Annotated in this window: 18 protein-coding genes; 6 read left to right on the top strand and 12 right to left on the bottom strand. The window is 66.4% G+C overall.

The genetic code is table 11. From position 1 onward, the window contains the following. Positions 1 to 6: 6 nt before the first annotated feature. From IBX22_RS38215 to IBX22_RS05270, 8 genes are read right to left on the bottom strand one after another with little or no spacing between them, the layout of a single operon-like run. Positions 7 to 1,617 carry a phage baseplate assembly protein V gene (locus IBX22_RS38215; RefSeq protein WP_194814239.1) on the bottom strand — a complete coding sequence of 537 codons (1,611 nt, stop codon included), beginning with the start codon at positions 1,615 to 1,617 and terminating at the stop codon, positions 7 to 9. 11 nt (positions 1,618 to 1,628) lie between these two features. Next, complete coding sequence (locus IBX22_RS05295; RefSeq protein ID WP_194814238.1) at positions 1,629 to 2,321, bottom strand: LysM peptidoglycan-binding domain-containing protein; 693 nt, start codon at positions 2,319 to 2,321, stop codon at positions 1,629 to 1,631. Between the two features lie 2 nt (positions 2,322 to 2,323). Beyond that, entirely contained in the window at positions 2,324 to 3,187 is an 864-nt protein-coding gene (locus IBX22_RS05290; RefSeq protein WP_194814237.1) for a DUF4157 domain-containing protein, read from the bottom strand. 25 nt (positions 3,188 to 3,212) lie between these two features. Further along, the gene (locus tag IBX22_RS38475) at positions 3,213 to 3,413 is read right to left on the bottom strand and encodes a DUF6760 family protein (RefSeq protein ID WP_375540202.1); all 201 of its coding nucleotides are present in this window, start codon (positions 3,411 to 3,413) and stop codon (positions 3,213 to 3,215) included. Next, a complete protein-coding gene (locus IBX22_RS05285; RefSeq protein WP_194814236.1) occupies positions 3,356 to 3,721 on the bottom strand; it encodes a phage tail assembly protein in 366 nt (121 codons plus the stop codon). Before IBX22_RS05285 ends, IBX22_RS38475 begins: the two co-directional genes overlap by 58 nt. Before the next feature lie 3 nt (positions 3,722 to 3,724). Further along, positions 3,725 to 4,195: a phage tail protein gene (locus IBX22_RS05280; RefSeq protein ID WP_194814235.1), complete on the bottom strand. Its 471-nt coding sequence runs from the start codon at positions 4,193 to 4,195 to the stop codon at positions 3,725 to 3,727. An 8-nt stretch (positions 4,196 to 4,203) separates the two neighbouring features. Further along, positions 4,204 to 5,340: a phage tail sheath subtilisin-like domain-containing protein gene (locus IBX22_RS05275; RefSeq protein WP_194814234.1), complete on the bottom strand. Its 1,137-nt coding sequence runs from the start codon at positions 5,338 to 5,340 to the stop codon at positions 4,204 to 4,206. Positions 5,341 to 5,364: 24 nt separating this feature from the next. Then, positions 5,365 to 6,183: a Pvc16 family protein gene (locus IBX22_RS05270; RefSeq protein WP_194814233.1), complete on the bottom strand. Its 819-nt coding sequence runs from the start codon at positions 6,181 to 6,183 to the stop codon at positions 5,365 to 5,367. A gap of 234 nt (positions 6,184 to 6,417) precedes the next feature. Between IBX22_RS05270 and IBX22_RS05265 the strand changes: the two genes are divergently transcribed. From IBX22_RS05265 to IBX22_RS05245, 5 genes are all read left to right on the top strand, one after another. Continuing rightward, entirely contained in the window at positions 6,418 to 8,520 is a 2,103-nt protein-coding gene (locus IBX22_RS05265; RefSeq protein WP_228538204.1) for an ATP-binding protein, read from the top strand. After that, positions 8,517 to 11,429, top strand: a complete 2,913-nt coding sequence (locus IBX22_RS37300; RefSeq protein ID WP_228538203.1) for a DUF4157 domain-containing protein — start codon at positions 8,517 to 8,519, stop codon at positions 11,427 to 11,429. The genes IBX22_RS05265 and IBX22_RS37300 overlap by 4 nt, the downstream gene beginning before the upstream one ends. 15 nt (positions 11,430 to 11,444) lie before the next feature. Further along, the gene (locus tag IBX22_RS05255; protein WP_194814231.1) at positions 11,445 to 11,804 is read left to right on the top strand and encodes a hypothetical protein; all 360 of its coding nucleotides are present in this window, start codon (positions 11,445 to 11,447) and stop codon (positions 11,802 to 11,804) included. A 310-nt stretch (positions 11,805 to 12,114) separates the two neighbouring features. Continuing rightward, positions 12,115 to 13,734, top strand: coding sequence for an FAD-binding oxidoreductase (locus IBX22_RS05250; RefSeq protein WP_194814230.1), 1,620 nt, complete (start codon positions 12,115 to 12,117; stop codon positions 13,732 to 13,734). After that, a complete protein-coding gene (locus IBX22_RS05245) occupies positions 13,731 to 14,348 on the top strand; it encodes a TetR/AcrR family transcriptional regulator (protein WP_194814229.1) in 618 nt (205 codons plus the stop codon). Before IBX22_RS05250 ends, IBX22_RS05245 begins: the two co-directional genes overlap by 4 nt. A gap of 9 nt (positions 14,349 to 14,357) precedes the next feature. On the opposite strand, the gene IBX22_RS05240 is transcribed toward IBX22_RS05245, so the two are convergent. After that, entirely contained in the window at positions 14,358 to 15,152 is a 795-nt protein-coding gene (locus IBX22_RS05240) for an alpha/beta fold hydrolase (RefSeq protein ID WP_228538202.1), read from the bottom strand. Positions 15,153 to 15,391: 239 nt separating this feature from the next. Between IBX22_RS05240 and IBX22_RS05235 the strand changes: the two genes are divergently transcribed. Then, a complete protein-coding gene (locus IBX22_RS05235) occupies positions 15,392 to 16,720 on the top strand; it encodes an MFS transporter (protein ID WP_309234575.1) in 1,329 nt (442 codons plus the stop codon). Here the strand turns inward: IBX22_RS05235 and IBX22_RS05230 are convergent. The 3 genes from IBX22_RS05230 to IBX22_RS05220 are packed head-to-tail and all read right to left on the bottom strand — an operon-like array spanning position 16,717 to position 22,378. Then, positions 16,717 to 17,688, bottom strand: a complete 972-nt coding sequence (locus IBX22_RS05230; protein WP_194814227.1) for an alpha/beta hydrolase family protein — start codon at positions 17,686 to 17,688, stop codon at positions 16,717 to 16,719. The two genes, IBX22_RS05235 and IBX22_RS05230, sit on opposite strands and share 4 nt — an antisense overlap. 38 nt (positions 17,689 to 17,726) lie before the next feature. Then, positions 17,727 to 18,425, bottom strand: a complete 699-nt coding sequence (locus tag IBX22_RS05225) for a DUF6875 domain-containing protein (RefSeq protein WP_194814226.1) — start codon at positions 18,423 to 18,425, stop codon at positions 17,727 to 17,729. Then, complete coding sequence (locus tag IBX22_RS05220) at positions 18,422 to 22,378, bottom strand: non-ribosomal peptide synthetase (protein ID WP_228538201.1); 3,957 nt, start codon at positions 22,376 to 22,378, stop codon at positions 18,422 to 18,424. The genes IBX22_RS05225 and IBX22_RS05220 overlap by 4 nt, the downstream gene beginning before the upstream one ends. Between the last annotated feature and the right edge of the window lie 111 nt (positions 22,379 to 22,489).

Raw genomic sequence — 22,489 nt, 5'->3', positions numbered from 1 at the left:
GATCGTCTAGGTGATGTTGATGCTGGGGGCCTTCAGGGTGATCGGCCCGTTCGCGGTGATCGACAGGTTGGCCATCGCGTTGATGCTGATCGACCCGTCGGTGGAGTCGAGGGTGACCGAACTGCCCAGCTTGTCCTCGATCACCACCTTCCCGACGTCGAGCGTGTCGTCGAAGGTGATGGTGTGTCCCGCGCGACTCTTGATGACGCGCTTGGAGTTCTGGCCGTCGACATTGGTGACCGGCGGCATGGACAGGGCGTTGGACAGGCTGCCCAGGACGTACGGGCTGGCGAGGTCGCCCTTCTCGAAGGCGATCAGCACCTGTTCACCGGGTTCGGGCTGGGCGTAGAAGCCCATGTTCTTGCCGCCCATCGGCCGCGCGCACGGCGCCCAGCCGCTGGTGATCTTGGTCGACAGGCCGGGGTACTCGAGTTTCACCCGGCCCAGCGGCAGCTCCGGCGGCACATCGAGGAGTTCCTTGTTGTCCACGACCGTGGCGACCCATACTCCGAAGAACTGCTCGGGCTTGTTGGGGGAGGGTTCCTCGCTGATCTGCTTGCGCAGCAAGCCCATCAGGCTGGTGTGGCTGCGCTGGGTGATCTCGAAGTCGGTGTGGAACCCGCTGTCGTCCACCCGGTGAGTGACCTTGCGTACCCGGTAGGTGCCGCCGAACCGCTTGCCCACGCCCTGGACGTCGATGTAGTTGCCCGCCTTGAGATCTGGAATACCGATGCAGGTGCCGGTGCCCTCGTACATGCCTTCCAGCAGGTTCGCGAGCATCGAACGCGCGACCGCCATGGCGTCCAGCGGATTACCGATCTTGCCGGTCCGGATGCCCTTGCGTACCAACGATGCGACCATGTCCATGGCCGAACTACCCAGGCGTTCTTCGAGATTGGTGAGGTCGAAGTCGGCGGCCAGGGCGATGCCGAGCAGGGTTTGCGCCAGCTCCTGGTTGTAGCTGCGGATGACCTGGAGTCCGGCGAGACCGGCCGTCGAGATCTTCGGCGCGAAGCTCGACAGATTCTTGCCCCACTCCAGCACATGCGCGGCCGTCTGCGGTCTCGGGAATTGGAAGTGCAGGCGATCCCATTCGACGTAGACGTCGAAGAAATAGCGTTCGGCGCGAGACTTGAGAAACGCCATGTCGCTTTCGGATTGAAGCAACTGCTTGTGGAAACCGGGAGTCGGATCCACCAGCGGGATGAGGCCGTTCTCGACGGCGATACGGGCCGCGACGATGGAGTCGTTGACGTATTTGTACTCCGTCGGTTCGGGCTGGTTGCGGCGCATCTTGTAGGACTTGTCGTAACCGATGACCCGCACGACCGGTGGCCCGTCAGTGGGGAACGAAGGTTCGATCGCGGTGATCTCGCCGAGGAACGCCGGTTCCAGCTTGTTGCCGTAGCCGAGGTGGATCTCCACGGTTTTGCCGAGATCGAACAGGGCCGAATCGAGCAGGACGTTGTCGGGATTGGCCAGCGTCAGGTGGAATGTTCCGGCGAGGTCGAGATTCGTTTCGACGGTCAGGCTCAAGGTTTGGTTGGTCACGTCGGCGGCGACGGTCAATCCGGAGATCCGGATGTCGAATCGCGGTGCGTAGAACGCTTCGGTCACGGCCCGCCTCCCTATGCCGACCAGGACGGGATGACGAGCCGGAGGCCGGCGGGCACACCGTGCGGGTCGTCGATGTCGTTGGCGTCGGCGATTTCCCGCCATCGGGTGGGGTCGCCGAGGAACGCGGCGGCGATACCGCTGAGCGTTTCGCCTTCGACGGTGATGTGCACGGAGGCATCGCCGCGCACCACTGCCGACGCGAGATCGACGGCGGCGTTGGCGACCGCGGACGCGGTAGGGGAGCCGAAGAACAGGCCGCGCTGCACGTCGATGGTCACGCTCACGAATTCCTGGAGCCGGATCGACAGGAACGACCGCACCGGGGTGCCGTCGCGGCGGAACATCGTGAACCGCTGCCCGGCCTCGACCAGCACGCATCGGAATGCCAAGCCGCCCATAGCGAATATCAGGACCGGCGGCGCCTGGGTTTCGGGTTGCTTGTCGAGCAGCCGGACGATCGGCGCGGTGTGCACCCGCACGTCCTGCCCGGTCTCGTAGCTGTCGAAGAACAGTTCCATCGACAGCGTGCGCGTCTTGCCGCGCACATATTGGACCGGTGAGGCGTTGAGCCCGGGGATGCCGACCTCGGCGAAAGTGTTGCCCTGCTCGACTTTTACCTCCTCGGGGTTGTACATCACGGAGACGGTCGCGCCGGTGGTGGTGTTCACGATGGAGGCGCGGGCCAGCTGATTTCCCGTCGTCATGGTCAGCCTCCTCGTTCGAATTCGCTGCGCAGCTGGCGTTTGAGATCGGCAATGATGTTGCGCCGCAGGGACTCCAGGTCGATGGTGGCGGGCGCGGTGAGGTCGCGGTCGATCGCGGCGGTGCGCGGTGGTGCGGGGCCGGCCGGTGTTTCCGGCACCGTGGCGGGAGCCGGGGCGGCGATGGCGGGGGCGGCGAACGATGGGAGTGCCGACGCCGCTGGGTCGATCGGTGCGAGCGCGCGGGTGCCCCGATCGACGAAGGCCTGCGTTGCCGAGAGGGCGGTGACGGCACTGCGTCGCACGGAATCTGTTGCCGTGCTCTCGATTCCGCGGGCGTGCCGTTCGCCGTCGTCGTCACGGCCGGAGCCGGTGGCGCGCTGCCACGCCACTCCCGGCGTGAGCATCTCGGCGACATGGGTCGCTTCGTGGGCGAGCAGGGCGAAGCCCTCCGGTCGATGCGGCTCGTATCGGCCCTTGCGGAAGTACACGTCGCGCCCGTAGGTGACCGCGTCCGAGCGGTGCGCGTGTGCGAGCAGGTCGGCGTGAGTGTCGTTGTGCACGCGGATCTTCGCGACATCGGTGCCGGTCACCGGCCGCAGGCGGGCTTGGGTTTCGCTGTCCAGCGCGGTGCCCGCGATGCTGCGGGCCGGAGCGTGCTCGGGCGGGATCGGGAGGGGGACAGCGCCGGTCGTCTCGATGCGTTCGAACCGCGACGCCAGCGGTTCGGGCAGCGCGGCGACATGCTCGAGCAAGTCGCGCAGCGGCTGCAGCCACGAAAACTGGGGTGCCCGCGCCGAGATCAAGGCTCGCGCGTACCTGTCGAGGCGCAGGCCGAGAGTGTCCGGTGCGGGCGGTTCCGTAGTCACGGATCTCCTTGGGCGGAATTGCGATTCATGCCTGTTGCGTCTGTGCGAGGACCTCGTCGACCCAGCGCAGGCGTTCGGCGTGGTCGAGGGTCAGCACCTCGGTGAGGGTCCAGTGGGCGTGGCGGCCCAGAATGGCTACTTCCTGATAGACCCGATCGACGGGGTAGCCTAAAATCCCCCCAACGGCGGCACCTCCACCTCGTGATCGCGCTCGCAATGCGGACATCGGGTGTGGATCACGTGGCTGCTCAACCCGTTGACCCGGTTGTACATGTCCTGCAAATAGGTCAGGTCTTCGGAGAACAGGCCCTCGATGACCCCGGCGTTGACTTCGGTGAGCCCGCCGAGTTTCGTCACCACCCGTGCCAGCAGCAGCACGATGAGGTAGGCGGGCCAGTTCTGCACCCGCGGATCCTTCAAGGGGTAGATCTCGTCGGCCGCGGTCGCCAGGCGCATCACACCCTTCGAGTGCAGCGTGCCTTCGGGATCCACGTACCCCTTGGGTAGCTGGAAGTCGAATTCCGTTACCAGCACGGCTCATACCTTCGTTGTGGTGAAGCTCGTCAGTCCCTCATGCGCCAAAACCAGGGTGGCGATGGCGATGTCGCCCTTCTGGCTGAGGGCGGGACCCTCCCACTTCGACGGCCACGCGTTGACGAAGTTCCAGCGCGCCACCTCGGTGTGGTTGTCCAGGTCGAACACCACGATGGAACCGTTGCGGCGCACCACTTTTCCGTTCACGATCTGCTGACGCCAGTCCCACAGTTCGGTCGAGTCGGTGACGCCCCACTTCAGGGTGATGTCGGTGAAGGTCGTCTTGCCGGGTAGCCGGGTGAGGCCGCCGCTGCCGCCGCCGGCGCCGCCGATCGCGCGCGGGCCGTCGATGACTTCCGTCGTCGAACCCAGCCCGCTGCACTCGGTGAAGCTCACCGGTTCCTTCAAACCGATGACGGTGACGATGAAATTGAATGCGCGATACGGGTCTACCCGCCGCCCTGTCTGAGCCATGCCGATTCCTAACCTTCGGTGATCTGTGCGCCGCCATCCCACATGCCGACGCGGAAGATGACGTATTCGGCCGGATGTACCGGCGCGACCCCGATTTCGCCGAAGAGCTGGCCCTGCGCCTGGATATCGGGCGGGTTCAGTTCCTGGTCGATCTTGACGTAGAAGGCCTCCGCCGCGGTCGCACCGAAGAGCGCACCGGATTGCCAGACCCGGGTGAGGAACTCGGTGATGGACAGCTCGAGCCGCTTCCACAACGCGATGTTGTTCGGTTCGAACACGGCCCAATTCGTGCCCGCCACGATCGAGTCCTCGATGAACGACATCAGCCGCCGCACGTTGAGGTTGCGCCAGGCGGTGTTGTCCTTGGGTGCGGTGGTTCGCGCACCCCACACCATCGGCGGGCGGCCCGGAAACGTGCGCAGCCCATTGATGTTCAGGTTGTTGAGCACGCCGTGCGTGGTGTTGTCGAGCAGGAAATCCAGCGCCACCGCGCCGCGGATCACCTCGTTGGCCGGCGCTTTGTGCACACCGCGTTCGGTATCGCTGCGGGCGATGATTCCGGCGATGTGCCCCGACGGCGGGATTGCGAGCAGCTCACCGGGCTTCTTCGGATCGATGACCTTGATCCACGGCCAGTACAGTGCCGCGAAGCCGGACTTCGACTCCAGCAGCCCGCGCTGGGTCTGTAATGCCCCATCGGCTTTCAGGGGCGTGGGGTCGGCCGCGCCGTCCAGAATCGCCACACGGTCGGCCAAGGTCTCACACTCGGTGATCACTTTGCGCTGCAGGCTACCGTCGACGACGCCGGGCAGACAGACCAGGCTGATGTCCTGCAGCGGCCGCAATGCGGCCAGCGCCGTGTCCAGATCGCCGGTGTCCTTGTAAGCGACCACGTAGGCCAGCGTGCCGCCGTTTTCGAAGAAGCCGCGCACGGCGAAGGGCAGTGTTTTCGTCTTGTCGTAGTCGCCGAACTGCTCGACGAAGGTAGTCCAATTCGTCACCGCGGCCGGTGTGTTGAGCACCGCATTGGCTTTCGAGACGGTGCCGATGAAGGCCGCGGTACTGGTTCCGGTGCCCGCGATCGGCCCGGTCGGCGTGATCTCGTCGATGTACACACCCGGTGGTGTTTTCGTCACGTCGATCATCGGTGCTCCGTCCGAGAGAAGGTTTCAAGAAAGGAAGATGGGATGGATCTGGGCGGTTTCCCGATACGTGACCGGGTGCGTGACCTCGGGCCGGCCCGGCACCTGGACGCGCAGTGTGTAATCGCCGAAAGGCAACTCGCGGAAGCGAAATCGGCCTGCCGCGTCGGTGCTGGTATCGAGGTTTCGGTCGAGCACTGAGACGGTCGCACCCGGCACTGCCGCCAAACCGGCGTCGAATACTCGGCCGGTGAGTTCGGGGTGGGTGCGGGACATGCCCTCGATATCGATCTTCTCGACGCGGCCGATCGGTTCGAGTGGGCCAGGAGCCTGGATGCCGATGGTGATGGTGAGGGTGAGGGTCGGACGCGGTGTCGTGCCGAGCGCGCTCCACAGGTGCGCCAGGCTCTCCTCGGGCGTCGTCATCGCCAGTGCGGTCGGCACCGGATAGCGCTGCGGCGGTTCCTTCAACGATCCCACCAGGGCGGTATCGGGAATGACCCGGAATGTACTCAGCCACAACAGGGTTGCGCCGAGAAGTTTGTGTTCCGTGGCGATCTTCACTTCGCCGGATTGGTTCGACCACGCGGTGATCAAATAGGTGCAGTCGACTCGCATGGGTGGGGCGCCGGGAAGAAAATGATCATCGACGCGGTCCATAATCGGCACGCTGCTTCGTAGCTCACGGTTCTCTGAAATGGCGTGCAGGAATAGGTTGACCGTCGGTGGCGTCGGAGTGAAGTCTTTGTCGGGTGTCCGGAAACTGATCTCGGCAGCCCGCAGTTCGGCAGGCGCCGCGGCATTCGACAATAGCCCGGCGAGGGTGGCGTCCAAGTCGTGAAACATAAACCACGCCTTAGGAATTCGGGGAAACCGTGATCATCTCCGAAGCTGCCTTTCACATGATCTTGTGGCTACCAGCAGGTGCGGAGCGCCGAGGTGTACTCACTCACACGGTTTTTCCGAGACCCCCGAGATCTCGACTCCACTTGATCGAAAACGCGCAGCTCCAAGTTTACGACATCGTTGCCCCGTTTGGCTCTACAATGAGCACACTTGTCCGCGGACCGATGTGCGGAGATGCCGGTGTCCGAAAAGGCGACATATCGTGAGACTGTCGGTGCCGCCGACACCGGCTCGGCGGAGCTCGGCGCCGCCCTGCGCCGGCTGAATAGAATTCTCGCCCAGGCCTTGGCGACAGCCCGTGAATCGTTCGGCCTGGAAATGGCGGGCGATCCGTTCCGCGGCCTTTATATCGATGCCGAGGCGGCGCAGCGGGCGTTGCGCGATGCCGGGGAAGTCCACGGCGGCGGGGACATCGAGCCGGCCTGGCAGCACATCCTCGCCGAGGACGCCGGGTGGGTGTGGCTGGCGCAGACCTACGGGCTCACCGAATTCGAGCTCGATGTCGTATTGATCGCGCTGGCGCCGGAGGTCGATCTGCGCTATGGGCGGGTGTTCGGGTACCTGCACGACGATATCGGCCAGCGGCAACCCACCGTGGATCTCGCGCTGAACGTGCTGACCCGTTCGCAGCCGGAGAAGCTGGCTCGCCGCACCGTGTTCGGGACGGCCGCGCCGCTGTCGCGCGGCCGAATCCTCACCCTGACCGCGGAGGGCAGGCTGCCGATGTCGGCGCAGACGCTGCACCTCGATCCGCAGATCGTCGACGTGTTGCTCGGCCAGAACGGGCTCGATCGACGGCTCGCGGGTTGCTGCCGGTTGAGTCATCCGCGACCGGGCGCTGAGGAAGTACCGGTCGGGGAGTCGCTGCTGCGATCCGTGCGTGCGGCGTGGCGAACACGCCCGCTCACAGCCTATTTCGAGGGTCCGGCGGGCACTGGGAAAGGTGCGTCGGCTCGTGCACTGGCGGCCGAACTCGGGGTGCCCATGCTGGTCGTCCGGGCCGGATCGCTGCCGCGTGACGAGACCTTCGCCGACATTCTCGCCGTGGTGCTGCGGGAGGCATTGCTGCACGGGGCGTTGCTGGTCCTCGAGGAATTCGACGAACTTCGCGGTGCGGACGAAATGAGCAGGCGCGCAACACTGGCCGATCAGCTGCGGGCACATTCGGGCGTCACCGTTATCACCGGCAGTGGGTCGTGGATTCCGTTGAGCGCCGACGAATTCGACGTGGTCGTGGTGCCTTTCGCGGTGCCGGACTCGACGCGCCGTCGTCAGATGTGGGCCGCCGCGCTGCGGCAGGCCGAGGTGCGCGTCGAAGCCGCGGATATCAGCACGCTGGCCGGCCGCTTCCGGCTGAGCGACAGCCAGATCCGGGACGCCGTTCGGAGCGCGGTGCTGAGTGCTTCGGACCGCGCGCCGACGGTAGCCGAATTGTTCGCCGCCGCACGGGCGCACTCCGGGAGTGAATTGGCGTTGGCGGCGCGCAAGATCACCCCGATATACGGCTGGGACGACATCGTGTTGCCCAGCCATGCCGCCGGGCAATTGCGGGAGATCTGCCGCCGCGTCGTCTATCAGGATCAGGTGATGGGGGAGTGGGGCTTCGGCCGCAGCATGTCCCACGGGCGAGGAATCAGCGCGCTGTTCGTCGGCCCCCCGGGGACCGGGAAGACGATGGCCGCCGAGGTGGTCGCGCATGAGCTCGGCGTCGATTTGTACAAGATCGATTTGTCCACCGTGGTGAGCAAGTACATCGGGGAAACCGAGAAGAATCTGGAGCGTATTTTCACCGTGGCCCCACGGGCGAATGCCTGCCTACTGTTCGACGAGGCGGACGCGATATTCGGAAAGCGTTCCGCGGTACACGATTCGCACGACCGCTACGCCAATATGGAGATCTCCTACCTGCTGCAGCGGATGGAGCAGTACGACGGATTGGCGATCCTCACCACCAATATGCGAGACAACGTGGACGAGGCGTTCGTGCGGCGGTTGCAGTTCATCGTGGAGTTCCCGCTCCCGAGTGAGTCCGATCGGGCGCGCATCTGGCGGACGCGGCTTCCGGCGGGTGCGCCGCGCGAGACAATCGACTTCGACCGTATGGCAAGGGATTTCGCGTTGTCCGGGGCGAGTATCAACAATATTCTGCTCGGTGCCGCCTTCTGCGCGGCCGCCGAGGAGGTGCCGATCGGTACCGGCCACTTGCTGACCGCTGTCGCCAGTGAGTACCGGAAGATGGGCAAGGTTGTTCCCGACGCGGCAGGGGGACCGGCATGAAGTCGTCGAAAATGGCACCGGAGGGCCAGCGCGGGAAGGCCGAGAAGAACGGTTCCGCGCGCCGCGCGCGCGAATCCCGGTCCGGGTTACTCGATTTCGCGCATGCGGCGGGCAATCAGGCGATGGGCAGTCGGCTCAGTCCGGCGGTGGCTGAGTCGATGCGAGAAGCGTTCGGGCACAACTTCTCCGACGTCACCATTCACACCCATGCGGCCGCGGCGGCGAGCGCCGACGCCATGGGTGCGAGCGCCTACACAGTGGGGCGGGACGTGGTCTTCGGGTCCGGGCAGTTCGAGCCCGGCACGCCCGAGGGGCGAATGCTGATCGCGCATGAGCTGACTCACGTTGTCCAGCAGCGTGATTCGACTGCGAAGGGTGGTGGCCGTAACGACGCCGCCGAAGCCGAGGCCGATGCTGCCGCGGCGCGCGTCGCCCTGGGTGGCGGCCCGGTCCGGGTGGCGGTGCGTGCGCCGATGGGTGTCGCGAAGGCGGAGAAGGGGTACTTCGAACGCGCTCGGGCGTTCAAGGATGATGCGTTCGCGAAGGCGGAAGCCGCCAAAGCCGCAGCCTTCGCCCGCGCGCGTGCGGTCGAGGAGCAGCTGCGCGCGGCCGCGCAGGTCGCCAAAGAAGCGGTCGTCAGCACGGTTCAGCAGGTCACGCCCGCCGTAGTCGCGGAGAAGGCGCAGGCGGTGGTACAGGCCCAGACGAAGGCTGTCGCGACGGCGAAGAAGGCGATGCCAGCGCTGAAAAAGCAGGCGAAGGTCCAAGCCCGCGATGCGGTCAAGGGTTACTTCGGCACGGCCGAAGGTGTGTGGCTCGAGGCCGCGAACCTGATCGACACCGGCGTCTGGGCGGTGTCCAAAGTTGGTCAAACCGAGGACATGGCTTTCGGAAGTCTGGACGACGCCGCCAAGCACGTGGGTCTCGGCGAAACGCAACGCAAGGTGCTGAGCACCGCCGTGCGGGGCACGGCAATTGTGGTGTCGGGCGGCACCATCGGGCTCACCGGACCGCTCACCCGACAGCTCCGGGAAGCAGCGGAACAGGCCCCGGTGGACCCGGAGACCGGTGTGTCGATCGCGATCGACCCCATAACGAAGGCGCCGATGATCTCCGGGCTTGTCAGTAAGGCCTTCGACAAAGTCGAAGGGGCCGTGGACAAATCCGGGGCCTTCGAAGGAGCCGCCCCGGACGACGGCATGCTCACCGCGCGCGAAAAGGCCCAGATCGCAGGCAGTGTGGGGTCGCAAGTCGGGCTGGCGGTTGTGGGCGGCGAGGAAGTAGCGATCCCTCTGAAGATCGTTGCCGCGCTCGGTTCCGCGAAATCGATCGAGGTCGCGGTGCGTAAGGGCGCCACCGAGGAGGACCCGACCGCGTTCGTGCGCACCCGGGATTTCTGGTTCGCGATCGGCAACATGGTGCTGTTCATCGCCGGCCTGCGGGCGGCGAAGGGTGGGCGAAAACTGTTGCCCCTCTTCATCGATTTCGCGATGGTGGCGCTGGCCACCGCACAACCGGTACTGCAATACGCACACGATCTGCAGCACGCGCACGGGCCCGATCGCGACAAGATCCTGCACAAGGATCTGGCCGCCGTCGTGAAAGCCGGACTGGACGCGCTGCGGCAAGTTGTTGCGCACCAGATGAATTCGCAGAAGCCCGGTGCAAAGTCGGGGAAAGCGGCCCCGACGCCCGAGCCCGAACCCGCCGTCATGGTCAAGGTCGGTCCGGCCGAACATGTCGGGGGGAACAAGCCCGCTCCGGCCCCTACGCCCAAACCGGTGCCACAGCCGCCCGACCAGGGCGGCCATCCCTTCCGGCGACCCGATCCGCCCGCACCCGAGCCGGTGACCTTTCCGCCTCCCATGCCGAGACCGGTGCCGAAACCGGTTGCGCCGCCACCGTCGAAGACCCCCGAGTTGCCTCCGAAAACCCCGGCGCTGCCACCCCGCGAGCCAGGCGTGCACCCGGACTGGCGTCGCCGTAAGGATCCGAGCCCGTTCCACGAATCGCCCGTCGAGGCCCCGCCGAAACGCCGGGAATTCGAGCGTCCGCCGGATGAGAAGATGCCGGACCCCCTCAAAAAGGCTGCGCCGCAGCAAGACCCGGCGCTCGTGGAACCCGTCAAAAAGACTGCACCACAGCAAGAGCCGGAGTTGGTGGACGCCGATGCGCCACCCGCCGTGCATGCCGCCGCGGCGGAAGCACCTTCCGCGGTACATGAGTCGGCGTTGCCCGCGCCGGCGCTGGTGATCGCGGGTGACAGTGGAGTCACACCACCACCGGCGGTGCCGCCGCCGGTGAAAGCCAGCGCTGGCGGGCGCGGGCCGACGGCTCCCGACCCGGTGCGACCGCCCTCCCCCGACATGATCAAAACCGCGCGCAGCGCGAGTGAGGTGACGCAGCCCGGGTACGGCAAGAAGCCCGAGCTGCCCGTCACCGGTGTGATGTACGGGCCGAGGAAGCCGAGCCCTCGGGACCGCCGCTCGGCAATCGCCAAGAGCGCGAAGGGGTTCGAACCCGAGGTGGAGGCTCCGTTCGACGCGGCGTATCCAGGCGGCACGAGTAGTCAACTGGCGATCATGAACGGAGCGGTAGTCAAGAGGGGGACACCCGGTGCCGGGATACTCGATACTGTCGTGCATCCGCTGAAACTCTCCATCGACGCGAAGCAGTACCTGACGACGTTGAAGAAGAATCCCGACGCCTTGATCAGTGCCGTCGTCAGGCAAGCCAAGCGCCGGATCGCCGACAAGCATCTCCCGCCCGGCTATCAGCAGGCCGTCGCGATCGATGCCCGCGGACTGAAGCTGACGGTCGCCGAGGGCACCTACATCATCGACGGCATCGTCGCCAGATCGGGCGGCGCGATCAAAGCCCAGCACATCTGGATCTGGAGCGACGACTAACGGGGAGCGACCACCATGCCATTCGTTCTGGTCGTGGGCGCGACCATCAAATGCGCCCACGGCGGCACGCTGCCAGTGATCGCCGGTGACCCGCTGCACACGGTGAACGGCAAGGGAATCATATTGTCAGGCAAGGAAATCGGCCTGCAATTCCTGGCCCCCGCCCCCGGCGTGCTCTCCCCGTGCCCCGCGAACAACAACGGCGTCGCCGCCCCGTGCAAGACCACCAAGGCCACCACCGGCATCGCAACATCCTTCTTCATCGGAGGCATCCCAGTCCTGCTCGACACCGCCACGGGCGCCACCGCGAGTGCCGCTGGACTGGGCACCTGGTCGGTGTCCAGCGCGGGCCAGACCAAACTGACAGCAAGATGACAAGCCGCGTCACAGAACCCCGACGGTTGCAATCGACCCGCCGTTCTACGGCCCCGGGGGATTCGGTTCCCCGCTGGCTTTGTCTTCTCGGGGCAGTTTGGCGAGCGCCTTCGCGGCTTGGTTGCGCAGTCGTCGCCGTGTGGCATCCCGGGATAGTTGAAGACAGCTGGTCCCGAGCGTTGCCCGGTCGGTGAGTCAGAGTTCGTGGTTGTCATCGAACTCATCGACCAGCTTCCGCACACCCCTTGTAATTGACTCTGAAGTAAATTACCTTCTGGTCAATTGCTGAGTCGGTCGAGAGGAGGCGGCTGTGACGCGGTCGTGGTGGGGTTGGGGGAACGTCGAGGACGCTGTGGTCGGTGCGGAGCGCGCTGCACTCACTCGTCGGGTGGCAGACATCATGCCGGGTGCGGACTTATCTGTGCACGAGCCACCCGAACTCGCCGAGCTAACGGTTCCCGACTGCCGGATCGAGCCGCCGAAGGCGTTGGCGGCGTTGGCTTCTGGTGATCTCGCCGACCGTGTCGCGCACGGGCACGGGCAGGCTTTTCGGGACGTGGTGCGGATGTTGCTCGGGCGCGTGGATCATGTGCCGGATCTGGTGGTGCGCCCACGCACCGAAGGTGATGTGGTGGATGTACTCGACTGGTGTGCGGGGGCGGGGATCGCGGTAATCCCCTTCGGCGGAGGCACTTCGGTGGTGGGTGGGGTGGAGCCGCGTGGTGTCGGCGATTACGCCGGGACGGTGTCGTTGGATCTGGGGCTGTTGAACCGGGTGGTGGAGATCGATCCGGTCAGCCGGGCGGCGCGGATTCAGGCGGGGATGTTGGGGCCTGTGTTGGAGCGGGCCCTGCGGCCGGAAGGGTTGACGTTGCGGCACTTTCCGCAGTCGTTCGAGTTTTCAACGCTCGGTGGCTGGCTGGCTACTCGGGCGGGCGGACATTACGCGACCGTTTACACCCATATCGACGACTTGGTCGAGTCGATGCGGGTGGTGACGCCGATCGGGATCAGCGAGTCCCGCCGGTTGCCGGGGTCGGGCGCTGGTCCGTCGCCGGACCGGATGTTTCTCGGTTCCGAAGGCATTCTGGGGGTGATCACGGAGGCGTGGATGCGGGTGCAGGTTCGCCCGCGGTGGCGGGCGGGTGCGTCGGTGATCTTCGACGACTACAGCGCTGCGGTCGCCGCGACTCGGGGTATCGCGCAATCCGGGTTGTTCCCGGCGAACTGCCGGTTGCTGGATCCGGTCGAGGCGTTCCTCAACGCGGGTACGCCCACTTCCGGCGGCGTGCTGGTGCTGGGCTTCGAATCAGCGGATCATCCGGTCGACGAGCCGCTGTCGTGGGCGCTGCAGATCTGCCGTGACCATGGCGGCAGGGTCCCGGAAGGGGTCCGATCCACCGACTCCGAAGAGGACCCGGCGCGCTCCGGGGCCGCTGATACCTGGCGGTCCTCGTTCTTGCGGATGCCGTATCAGCGCGATGCGCTGGCCGCGCAGTCGATGATCGTGGAAACCTTCGAAACCGCCTGCACCTGGGATCGTTTCGACGAGCTGCGAGCGGCGGTGCACGCGGCGGCGACGAAGGCTTTCGAGGCGCTCGGCATCACCGGAGTGGTGACCTGCCGGTTCACGCACGTCTATCCAGATGGTCCCGCACCATATTTCGGCATCTACGCCGCCGGCCGTTGGGGGCAGACTGTCGAGCAGTGGGACGAGATCAAATCTGCTGTCTCACAGGCATTGTCGAGTTCCGGCGGAACTATTACCCATCATCATGCCGTCGGCCGTGACCACCGGCCCTGGTACGACGGGCAGCGCCCCGAACCGTTCGCGCACGCGCTGCGGGCGTCGAAATCGGCGCTGGATCCTGCCGGGATCCTCAATCCCGGTGTCCTGATCGATCCGGTGCGGAGCGGTGCTGTCCGATGAGCGGGGCCGGGACCAAGGGCGTACCGCGTGAGCAACGCGAACTACAGATCCTCGACATCGCCACGGCCGAGTTCGGCACCCGCGGCTACGCTAACGCCTCCCTTGCCGATATCGCTACCGCCGCAGGGGTTTCCAAGCCGCTGATCTACACCTACTTCGGTTCCCGGGACGGTCTGCACACCGCCTGCGTGCAGCGCGCGGGCGAGAGTCTCGTCGAGGCTGTCGCTCGCGCCCAAGTTGTCCACGGCGCGCAAGGCAAAGCACTGGCCACCCTCACCGGGATTTTCCATGCCCTGGACGGACGTACCCAGAATTGGCGGATCATTTACGACGGCACCCTGCCCCGCCCGAGTCCTGCTTACGATCGCGCACGCGCCTATCAGGACGCACTCAACACCATGGGTTCCGACGGCGTGGCCGAAGTCCTGGGCGGCGCAGGAACTTTCGACCCCGAGGATCATTCGCTGCTGCGGGCGTGGTGGTTCAGCATCGTGTCCACCACCATCTCTTGGTGGAGCGACCACCCCGGCCATAACCCTGCGGAGATGGCCGACCGCTGCCTGCGCTTACTCACCGCGATCCGGCACCCCCAGCAACCGATCGCCGCCTCATAGGACAAAGCCTCAGCGGCAGAATTCGGCGATTCGATGGGTCCATGTCTTGATGTCGTCCACCGAGTGCGCGATCTGCAAGCTCGAGTTCGGTAGGTGTTCGTCGAGGCGCTGTGCCGTCGACACCGGATGGAGTGGGTCGGTCTCCCAGGCCAGGATGAGGGTCGGGTGCGAGAGGGCTGCGAGGTCCTGTGGCGCCGGGAGGTCGGCCGAGCCCACGCCGTGCAGCACCGGTGCGAGTAGGTCGTTCGGCACATCGGGAGTGAAGCCGAATTGCGGGTAGTCGGCGAAGATCGGTAGCGGGTCGCCCTGCGCCCACTCTTCGAGCCATGCGGGCGCGCTGATGTTTTCGATGCGGTCGGCCGTGTCGTGGTACCACTGCCGCGCCGGTTTGCCGTCGGTGTCCCACGCCGCGGGCGGGATTATCAACACCAGGCGGCCGAAGCGCTCGGGTGCCGCCAGGGCGGCATAGAGCGCCGCGGCGCAGCCGAGGGAGGATCCGACGATATCCATGGGCTCGTCGAGACCGGCTTCGTCCATGAGCGCCAAGAGATCGTGCGCGACGTTTTCGAACCGGTAGTCCTCGGCCACGGGCCGGCCCGTCGATCGGCCATGACCGCGCTGATCGTAGGTGAGCAGCAGATGTTCGCTTGCCAGCTGATCGAAATCGAACAGCTCGAGGCGGCGCACGGCGTCCCGGCTCAGCAACACCCCGTGCGCATAACCGAGCGGTGATCCGGATCCGTTGAGCTGGTAGGCGATTCGCGCGCCGGCGCGAGTCAGAAAACTGTCCTGGGACATCGACATTCACTCGCTTCCATCTGTGGAGCCAGGAGATAAATACCCTTAGGGGGTATATCGAAGAGGCTACTCGGCCGCGGCGAGGGTGGCAATGCTTTGCTGTGGCGCAGCGGGACTTCACGGTTTGCTGCCGATATGCTGACGGAATCGACTCATCGCAGAGTTCAGGGGAATTCACCGCCGTCGGGGAGCGGGCCGACGGCGAGAGAGCCGCATGGCTTTCGTTCACCGGCTGCCTGATCGCGGTGTTCATGCAGATGATCGATGGAACGATCGTTACCACCGCGCTGCCCAGCATCACCGCGGATCTGGCGGCGTCGCGGCAGGCGCAGTTGCTGGTGGTCTCGGGCTACGCCCTGGCTTTCGCCTGCACGCTGCTTACGGCGGCCCGGATCGGTGAGTTGTTTGGGCGGCGCACCATGTTCCTGGCCTCGGTGGTGGCGTTCACCGTGGCCTCGGTGTGGTGTGGAATGTCGGGTAGCGCAAGCGAACTCGTGGTGGCGCGGGTGGTGCAGGGTGCGGCCGCCGGCGGGATGGCGGCGCAGACCATCGCCATTGTCACGGCCAGTTTTCCGCGCAGCCGCCACCAGCAGGTGTTCGCGATCTATGGCGCGATGGCAGGGTTCGCCGGAATGGTGGGGCCCATTCTCGGTGGGGCGCTGGTCATGGCGGATCTCTTCGGACTGGGGTGGCATTCGATCTTTTTGATCAACCTGCCGCTCGGGCTGATCACGTTCGGGCTGGCGCTGCGGTATCTGCACCTGGGTCGTCCACCACGGCGCGAGGGGCTGGATCTCGTCGGGGCGGCGCTGTCCACGGTGACGCTCTTCGCGCTGCTCTACGCGCTCACCGATATCCAGCAGAACGGTTGGCGGACAGCGCTGTTGGCAGTACTTGCCGGGGCGGTCGGCTGCGCGGTGGTGTTCCTGGTGCAGCAGCGCCGGGAGGTGCGGCGCGGCCGGGTTCCGCTGGTGCGCTTGGACCTGTTCGCCGACCGCCGGTTCGCCGTCGGGTCGGTGCTGGTGACCGTATTCTTCGGCCTGTTCACCGCGTTCGTGTTCGCGGTGTCCATCACCCTCCAAGAGGTGCTCGGGTTCTCGCCCTGGCGCACCGGGTTATTGATGACGCCGTTCGCGGTCGGCGCGTGCGTGGGTGCGCTTGTCTCGCCGATTGCGGTGCGGCGCTGGGGGGTTCGCGCCCTGACGCTGGGCGTCACCGCTTACGGAGTGCTCGTCGCCATCGGAGCCGGCTATCTGCACCTGACGGACGGTGTCGTGTCTGTTCCCCTGGTGGTGGGGCCGGTCTTCCTGGCGGGGCTCAGTGTCGGATTGTTCTTCGTGCCACTGCAACCGATCATGCTGTCCGGGCTGGAGCAACGGCAGATGGACGCGGCTTCGGGCCTGCTACCGACGATCGAGCAGATCGGAAACGCGTTGGGGCTGGCGCTGTTGAGTGCGCTGTTCTTCCGCGCGCACACGCTGGCCGGCAGCGTCACCATGTTCGCGGCGATCGCCGTGGTGGCCCTCGGTATGGGTGCGTTGACACTCGCGCTGCGCGAACCGGCGCAGCGTTAGACCCCGAGCGCGGCCGCGAACAGCGGCCAGGAGTCGTGCAGATCGTCCTGCCAGTAGGGCCAGGCGTGGGTGCCGTTGCGGTGGATGACGGTGGCCGGAATGCCGAGGGCGGCCAGCCGGTCGGTCAGGGCAGTGGTGCAGGCGAGCACCAGCGATTCCATGGTGCCGCCGACCGCCATGCGATCCGCGAGCCGGCCCGCGTCACCGCCGATCGAGGGATCGGAGAGGGTGTCGTGCACCCCCGCGGCGCCATTGCCAGCCGAGATGTACAGGGTCGTGCCGCGCAGCCGGTCGGCGTTGTGGACGGGATCATGGGCCGCCCAGGCGGGGTTGCCGACCCCGCCCCACATATTGCCGGCGTTCGCGCCGAACAGCCCCAATTGGGAATACACGTAAGCGCTGGCCAGCGGGTCGCTGGTGCGTGGGCAGCCGCTGTAGGAGCCCACCGCCTGATAGTGGCCGGGCGCCTCGATGGCGAGATTCAGTGCCGAAGTCGCCGACATCGATGTTCCGGCGACGGCATTGCGGCCGGTCATGCCGAAGTGCCCCTGCAAAAGCGGCGGCAGCTCGTTGATCAGGAAGGTGGACCACTTGTTCCGTCCGAGCGTGGGATCGTCGGACAGCCAGTCGGTGTAGTAGGAGGCGCGCCCGCCGATCGGCTGGATCACATTGACCGGTTTGTCGGCGAAGAACTGCGCGGCATCGGTGCGATTGGTCCAGGGACCGCCCGTTTCGCCGCCGTCCACCGCGTTGAGGAGATACAGCGCGGGCGCGGGCCCACCCGGGTGCGAAACCCAGATCGGGATCGCCCTGCCCATGGCCGCCGAATAGACGACGACCTCGTACTGCCGGCCACCGAGGGGGCGTACCTCGAGAATCCCCGCGCCCGGGTCGGCGGTTGCCGGGAATGGCAACAGCGCAGCGAATGCGGCGATCAGGACTACCAGGCAGCGCGGAAGCCGGTGCATGGTTGGAGTATCCCTCGGTTGGTCGCGCTTGCCGTGGATCAACGGGCGTGTTCGTCGGCCGAATGTATGCGCAGCTCGGTGATCTGACCGGCCTCCGGGCCGTCGACCTGCATTCGCTCGGCAATAGCCCAACGCAACTTGCGAGGCAGGTCCGGCGCCGACTGGGTGAGATAGGCGTACAGCCACTCCGTCCGGGCGACCAGGAACGGAAAGTCGGTGCTCATCATCGCGCGCAGCACCAGCATCGGCACCGGCGCGTCCAGGGGATGGAAGTCGCGATTCCACAGCCCGGGAACCGTGCAGCCCGGATAGAACTGACCGAGCATCAACCCCTCCCGGACCACCTCGGTCTTGCGTTCCTGGTGTACGGCATCGATCAGTTCGTAGCGCGTCAACTCCGGAAACACCGTGATCAGCGTCAAACGCCGTGCGTCCGCGGGGCTCTCCCGCAGCAGGTCGCGGTACACCTCGAACGAGTCGTCGAAGATGTCTTGTATCCGCTGCGCTGTCAATGCGTCGCCGCCCACGGCGGAACCGGCCCAGACCAGTCCCTTCTCGGCGCTCTGCCGCACGAAAGGGCACACCGGACCCGGCCGCCCCAACTCGGGATGCGGCCGGGATAGATAGTCGGTCATCCACCGCAGCAGCGTCGTGGCGGTCGCGCCTTGCCGCTCCCACTGCTCGGTGTCCGCGTACACATTCCACCAGTGCACCGCGGAGCGTGGCCCTGTCCTCATCGGAGATCCTCCCGCTCCATGTGCGTGGCGAGCAGTGGGCCGATGACGGCGACGACGTCGGCGTTGACCATCTGGGCATGGGTGGTGTCGACGGGATGCTCGATGAGCGCGCCGGTGACGTAGGGCCGCCACATCTGCGCGTCGAGGAATTCGGTCTGCCCGTGGGTGGCCGAGAAATACAACAGGTCACCGTCGAAGACGCCGGGGCGATAGCTGTGCGACAGGCGCACGCCGTCGGCGTAACCGCGATGCAGGCGAGTCAACTGGTCGGCGGTCAGTCCGGTGCCGAAGGAGGCTGCGGCGCTGGCTAATTCGGCTGCTGCCTGGTCGGCGGTGAGGTCTTCGAGGGCGTCGCCGTCCGCGGGTTCGTCGCCGAGTAGGTGGGTGAGCAGATCACGCATGCGGGGCGTCGGCGGGGGCGGCATGCCGTCGGGGAAGATGACGCTGTCGAGCAACGCCAGCGTCGCGACCCGCGCGCCGCGTTTCCGCAGCCGCACGGCGATGGCGTGCGCGATCTGCCCACCCAGGGACCAGCCCAGCAGGTGGTATGGGCCTTCGGGTTGCACCCGCAGTATCTCCTCGACATAGCCGGCGGCGAGGTCGTCGATGCCGGCGCCGGAACGCGGTTCACCCGTCAGCGTCAACGCTTGCAGGCCGAAGACAGGTCGGTCGGTGAGTTGACGGGCCAAGCCCGCATAGCACCACGCCAGCGGGACAGCTGAGTGCACGCAGAACAGCGGTGGACGGAATCCGTTGCGGCGCAAGGTGAGCACTACGCCGAGGGCGTCGTCGGTCGTGGTGCTGCCGTCGTGGTCGGCCAGGCGTGCGGCCAGTTCCCGCACGGTCGGGGCGGTGTAGAGCCAGCGCACTGTCACCGGCAGCCCGGTCGCCGCGGCCAGTTCGGCCGAAAGTCCCACGCCCAGCAGGGAATTGCCGCCGAGCTCGAAGAAGTCGTCGTCGAGCCCGGCGCGCGCTGCGGCGGTCGCCGTTGCGAAGTGGTCGGCGACCAGGCGTTCCAGGTCGGACTCGGGGGCGCGATAAGGCCGTTGAACGGCCGCCGGCGTGGGCAATGCGGCCCGATCGATTTTGCCGTGCGCGGTGACCGGCAGCCGGTCCAGCTCGACCAGCTGCGCGGGTACCAGGGCTGCGGGCAACAGCTCGCGCAGGCGCCGAATGAGATCGGCGTGATCGAGTCGATGCTCTTGGGTGGCAACGACATATCCGATCAAACGGCCGCCGCCCGGCCCCTCGTGCGCGGTCACCACGGCGTGCGCTACCCCGGGCAGTCCCGTCAGCGCGGCCGCTACCTCCGCGGGCTCGGTGCGTCGGCCGCGGACGCTCAGTTGGTCGTCGGCCCGGCCCAGGAATTCCAGGGCGTCATCTGCTGCCGAGCGCACGAGATCGCCGGTGCGATAGACGCGTTCGCCGGAACCGAATGGGTCGGCGACGAAACGCTCGGCCGTGGCGCTCGGGCGGCCGTGGTAGCCCTGTGCCAGGCCGGGGCCGCTCAGGTACAGCTCACCTTGTCCGCACGGGGGTGCATGGCGCAGCCGATGGTCGAGGATCAGCGTTCGCACCCCGGGCAGCGGCGGTCCGATCGACACGGGTTCACCCGTTGTCAATGCACGGGATTGTGTTGCCATGACAGTGGTTTCGGTCGGGCCGTAGCCGTTGAACAGCCGCAGTGCCGGTGCCCAGCGATGGACCAGGTCGGCGGGGCAGGATTCGCCGCCCACCACCGCGACCCGGAGTCCGGGCACCTGCTCCGGGGTAAGGGTGGCCAATACCGCAGGGGTGGTGAGGAAGTGGGTGATCGCGGACTCGTTCAGGAGTGCGGCGAGCGTTGGTCCGGCCACCACCGATGGCGGTTCGACGATCAGTCGAGCCCCGCCCGCGAACGCGGCGAGCAACTCGAGCAGATGCGCGTCGAAGGAGGGGGCGTGCGCATGCAGTACCCGGGAATCTCCATCTACGCCATAGTGATCGACGATGTAGTCGGTGAGCGGACCGAGGCCGCGGTGGGTGACGACGACACCTTTCGGGACGCCGGTCGTGCCCGAGGTATAGATCAGATAGGCGGGATGATCCGGGTGTAGTGGCCGGGTCCGATCCCGTATGGGTGCACCGGACCGCTGCTGGATCCGCGCGAGGGTGCGCGCGTCGTCCATCGCCAGCCAGGACGGTTCCGGTGGCAGGTTGTCGCGGACGGTGGTGACGGTCATTCCCAACAGCGCACCGGAATCCGTGGCGACCGTCGCCGATCGGCGAGCCGGATCTGTGGGGTCGATCGGCACGAAGGCGGCTCCGGTTTTCGCCACCGCCCACAGCGCGATCACCGACTCGGCTGATCGTGGAATTGCCAGCAGTACGAATTCGCCTGGGCCCACGCCTGATTCGATCAACTCGCGCGCCCACTGCGAAGATACTTCGTCCAGCTCGCGGTAGGTCCAGGTGCGAGTGCCGTCCTGTAAGGCAACCGAATCGAGCGCGTTCAGGGGGCTTTGGTCGCCGATCAGCTGGGCGCGCAGGAGATCCGGCAACAGTCGATCGGTATCCACCGCGACTCCGGTAGCCTCCGCGCGGCTCGGATCCAATGCCCGCACCGGCCGTTGCGGATCCTCGAGGAATCGGTCGAAGTAGGCCAGGAACTGCTGGTGATGTCCGGCCAGCGCGGTCGCGGAATACAGCTCCGAGTTGGCCTGCATGTCAATGGTGACCTCGGACCCGAGCTGGTAACCGTTGACCAGTAGATCCTCCACCGGTCCCAGCGCCAGGAGGTGCACGTGCACGGTGAGTTGCGCCATCTGCACTCGCTCGACAGCTCCGAGCATATTCACCACCGGACCGAAACTGCCTCGCGCGGTGTGGTTTTCACCCCGATCACGTTGGATATCCTCGTATCGGTACCGCTGATGGCGTAGCGCGCCGACCACGCGGGCCCGCACCTGCTGAACCACTTCCGCGACCGTGGCATCGCGAAGCGCGCGCAGTCGCAACGGCACGACATTGGACACCGAGCCCGCCGACCGGCGCAAGGCCGCCGTGGGCCGTGCCGCCACCGGCAGTGACAGCACTATCTCGTCCGTGCCGGTCATGGCGGCGAGATAGCAGGCGAAGGCCGCGATGGTCAGCTCCGGGAACGTATGTTCGCTGCTCTGACGCCACGCTGTGAGCCGCTCCGCGGTACGGTCCGGCACCGTGGCCGCTACTCGATGCGGCGGGCGGGGGCGGACCGCCGACCGCCCAGCCAGGCGCACCGGTTCGGCCATGCCCGCCAACTGCTCCGACCAATACTCGCGATCGGTGCGCGCCCGCACCGAATCGGCGTAGCTGTGATCCTCTTCCAGGAGTTCGGCGATGGTCAGCGGACTCCGCGATTCGCTGCCATTTGCCACTTCGGCCGCCGAACCTATTGCGGTGGCGTACAACTCGACCGTGCGGCGTAGCACCACGGCGGCACCGAGCCCGTCCAACACAATGTGATGGCTGCGTAGATACAACAGATGTACGTCCGGCTCGATGCGGAAGGCAGTGGCGCAGGTCAGCCGATCGGTGCGCAGATTCAGCGGCGCGCCGTAGTCGCGTGACATCCATTCCAGCGCGTCACCCGCCGGGTCGGGCCGACCGGTCAGATCCTCGAAGCCCATCGGCGCGAACGCGTCAGGGTCCAGAAACTGCCGCGGATAACCATCGGCGAGCCGGAACCGCACATGCGGGGACTGCAACTCCCACGCAGCGCGCGCAGCGGACTCCCGCAACAGATCCACCCGCAGCGGCCCGCGCACCTCCAGATACATGGCGACGGTATTCGGAATCTCCGGATACAGCTCCTGAGCCACCCACCAGCGCAATTGCGTCGCGGACAGCGCAAGCCCACGGTCCGGAGCGACGACGACCCGGCCGGCCCCCGGCGCGGTTCGTGCCAACCCCGGCTCTCCATCGGCCAACGCCAACGTGCCTCCTTACGCCCCGAGCCGCACCGATCGAACCGTCCGGTCTGAACCTACTGCATCCACCCACACCGATTACGGATGAACCGCCGTGCGCTTGGTACTGTCACCATC

Source organism: Nocardia sp. XZ_19_385, assembly GCF_015355755.1.
GTDB lineage: Bacteria > Actinomycetota > Actinomycetes > Mycobacteriales > Mycobacteriaceae > Nocardia.
The sequence above is the reverse complement of the archived record's forward strand: the minus strand, read 5'-3'. Positions and strand labels throughout refer to the sequence as shown.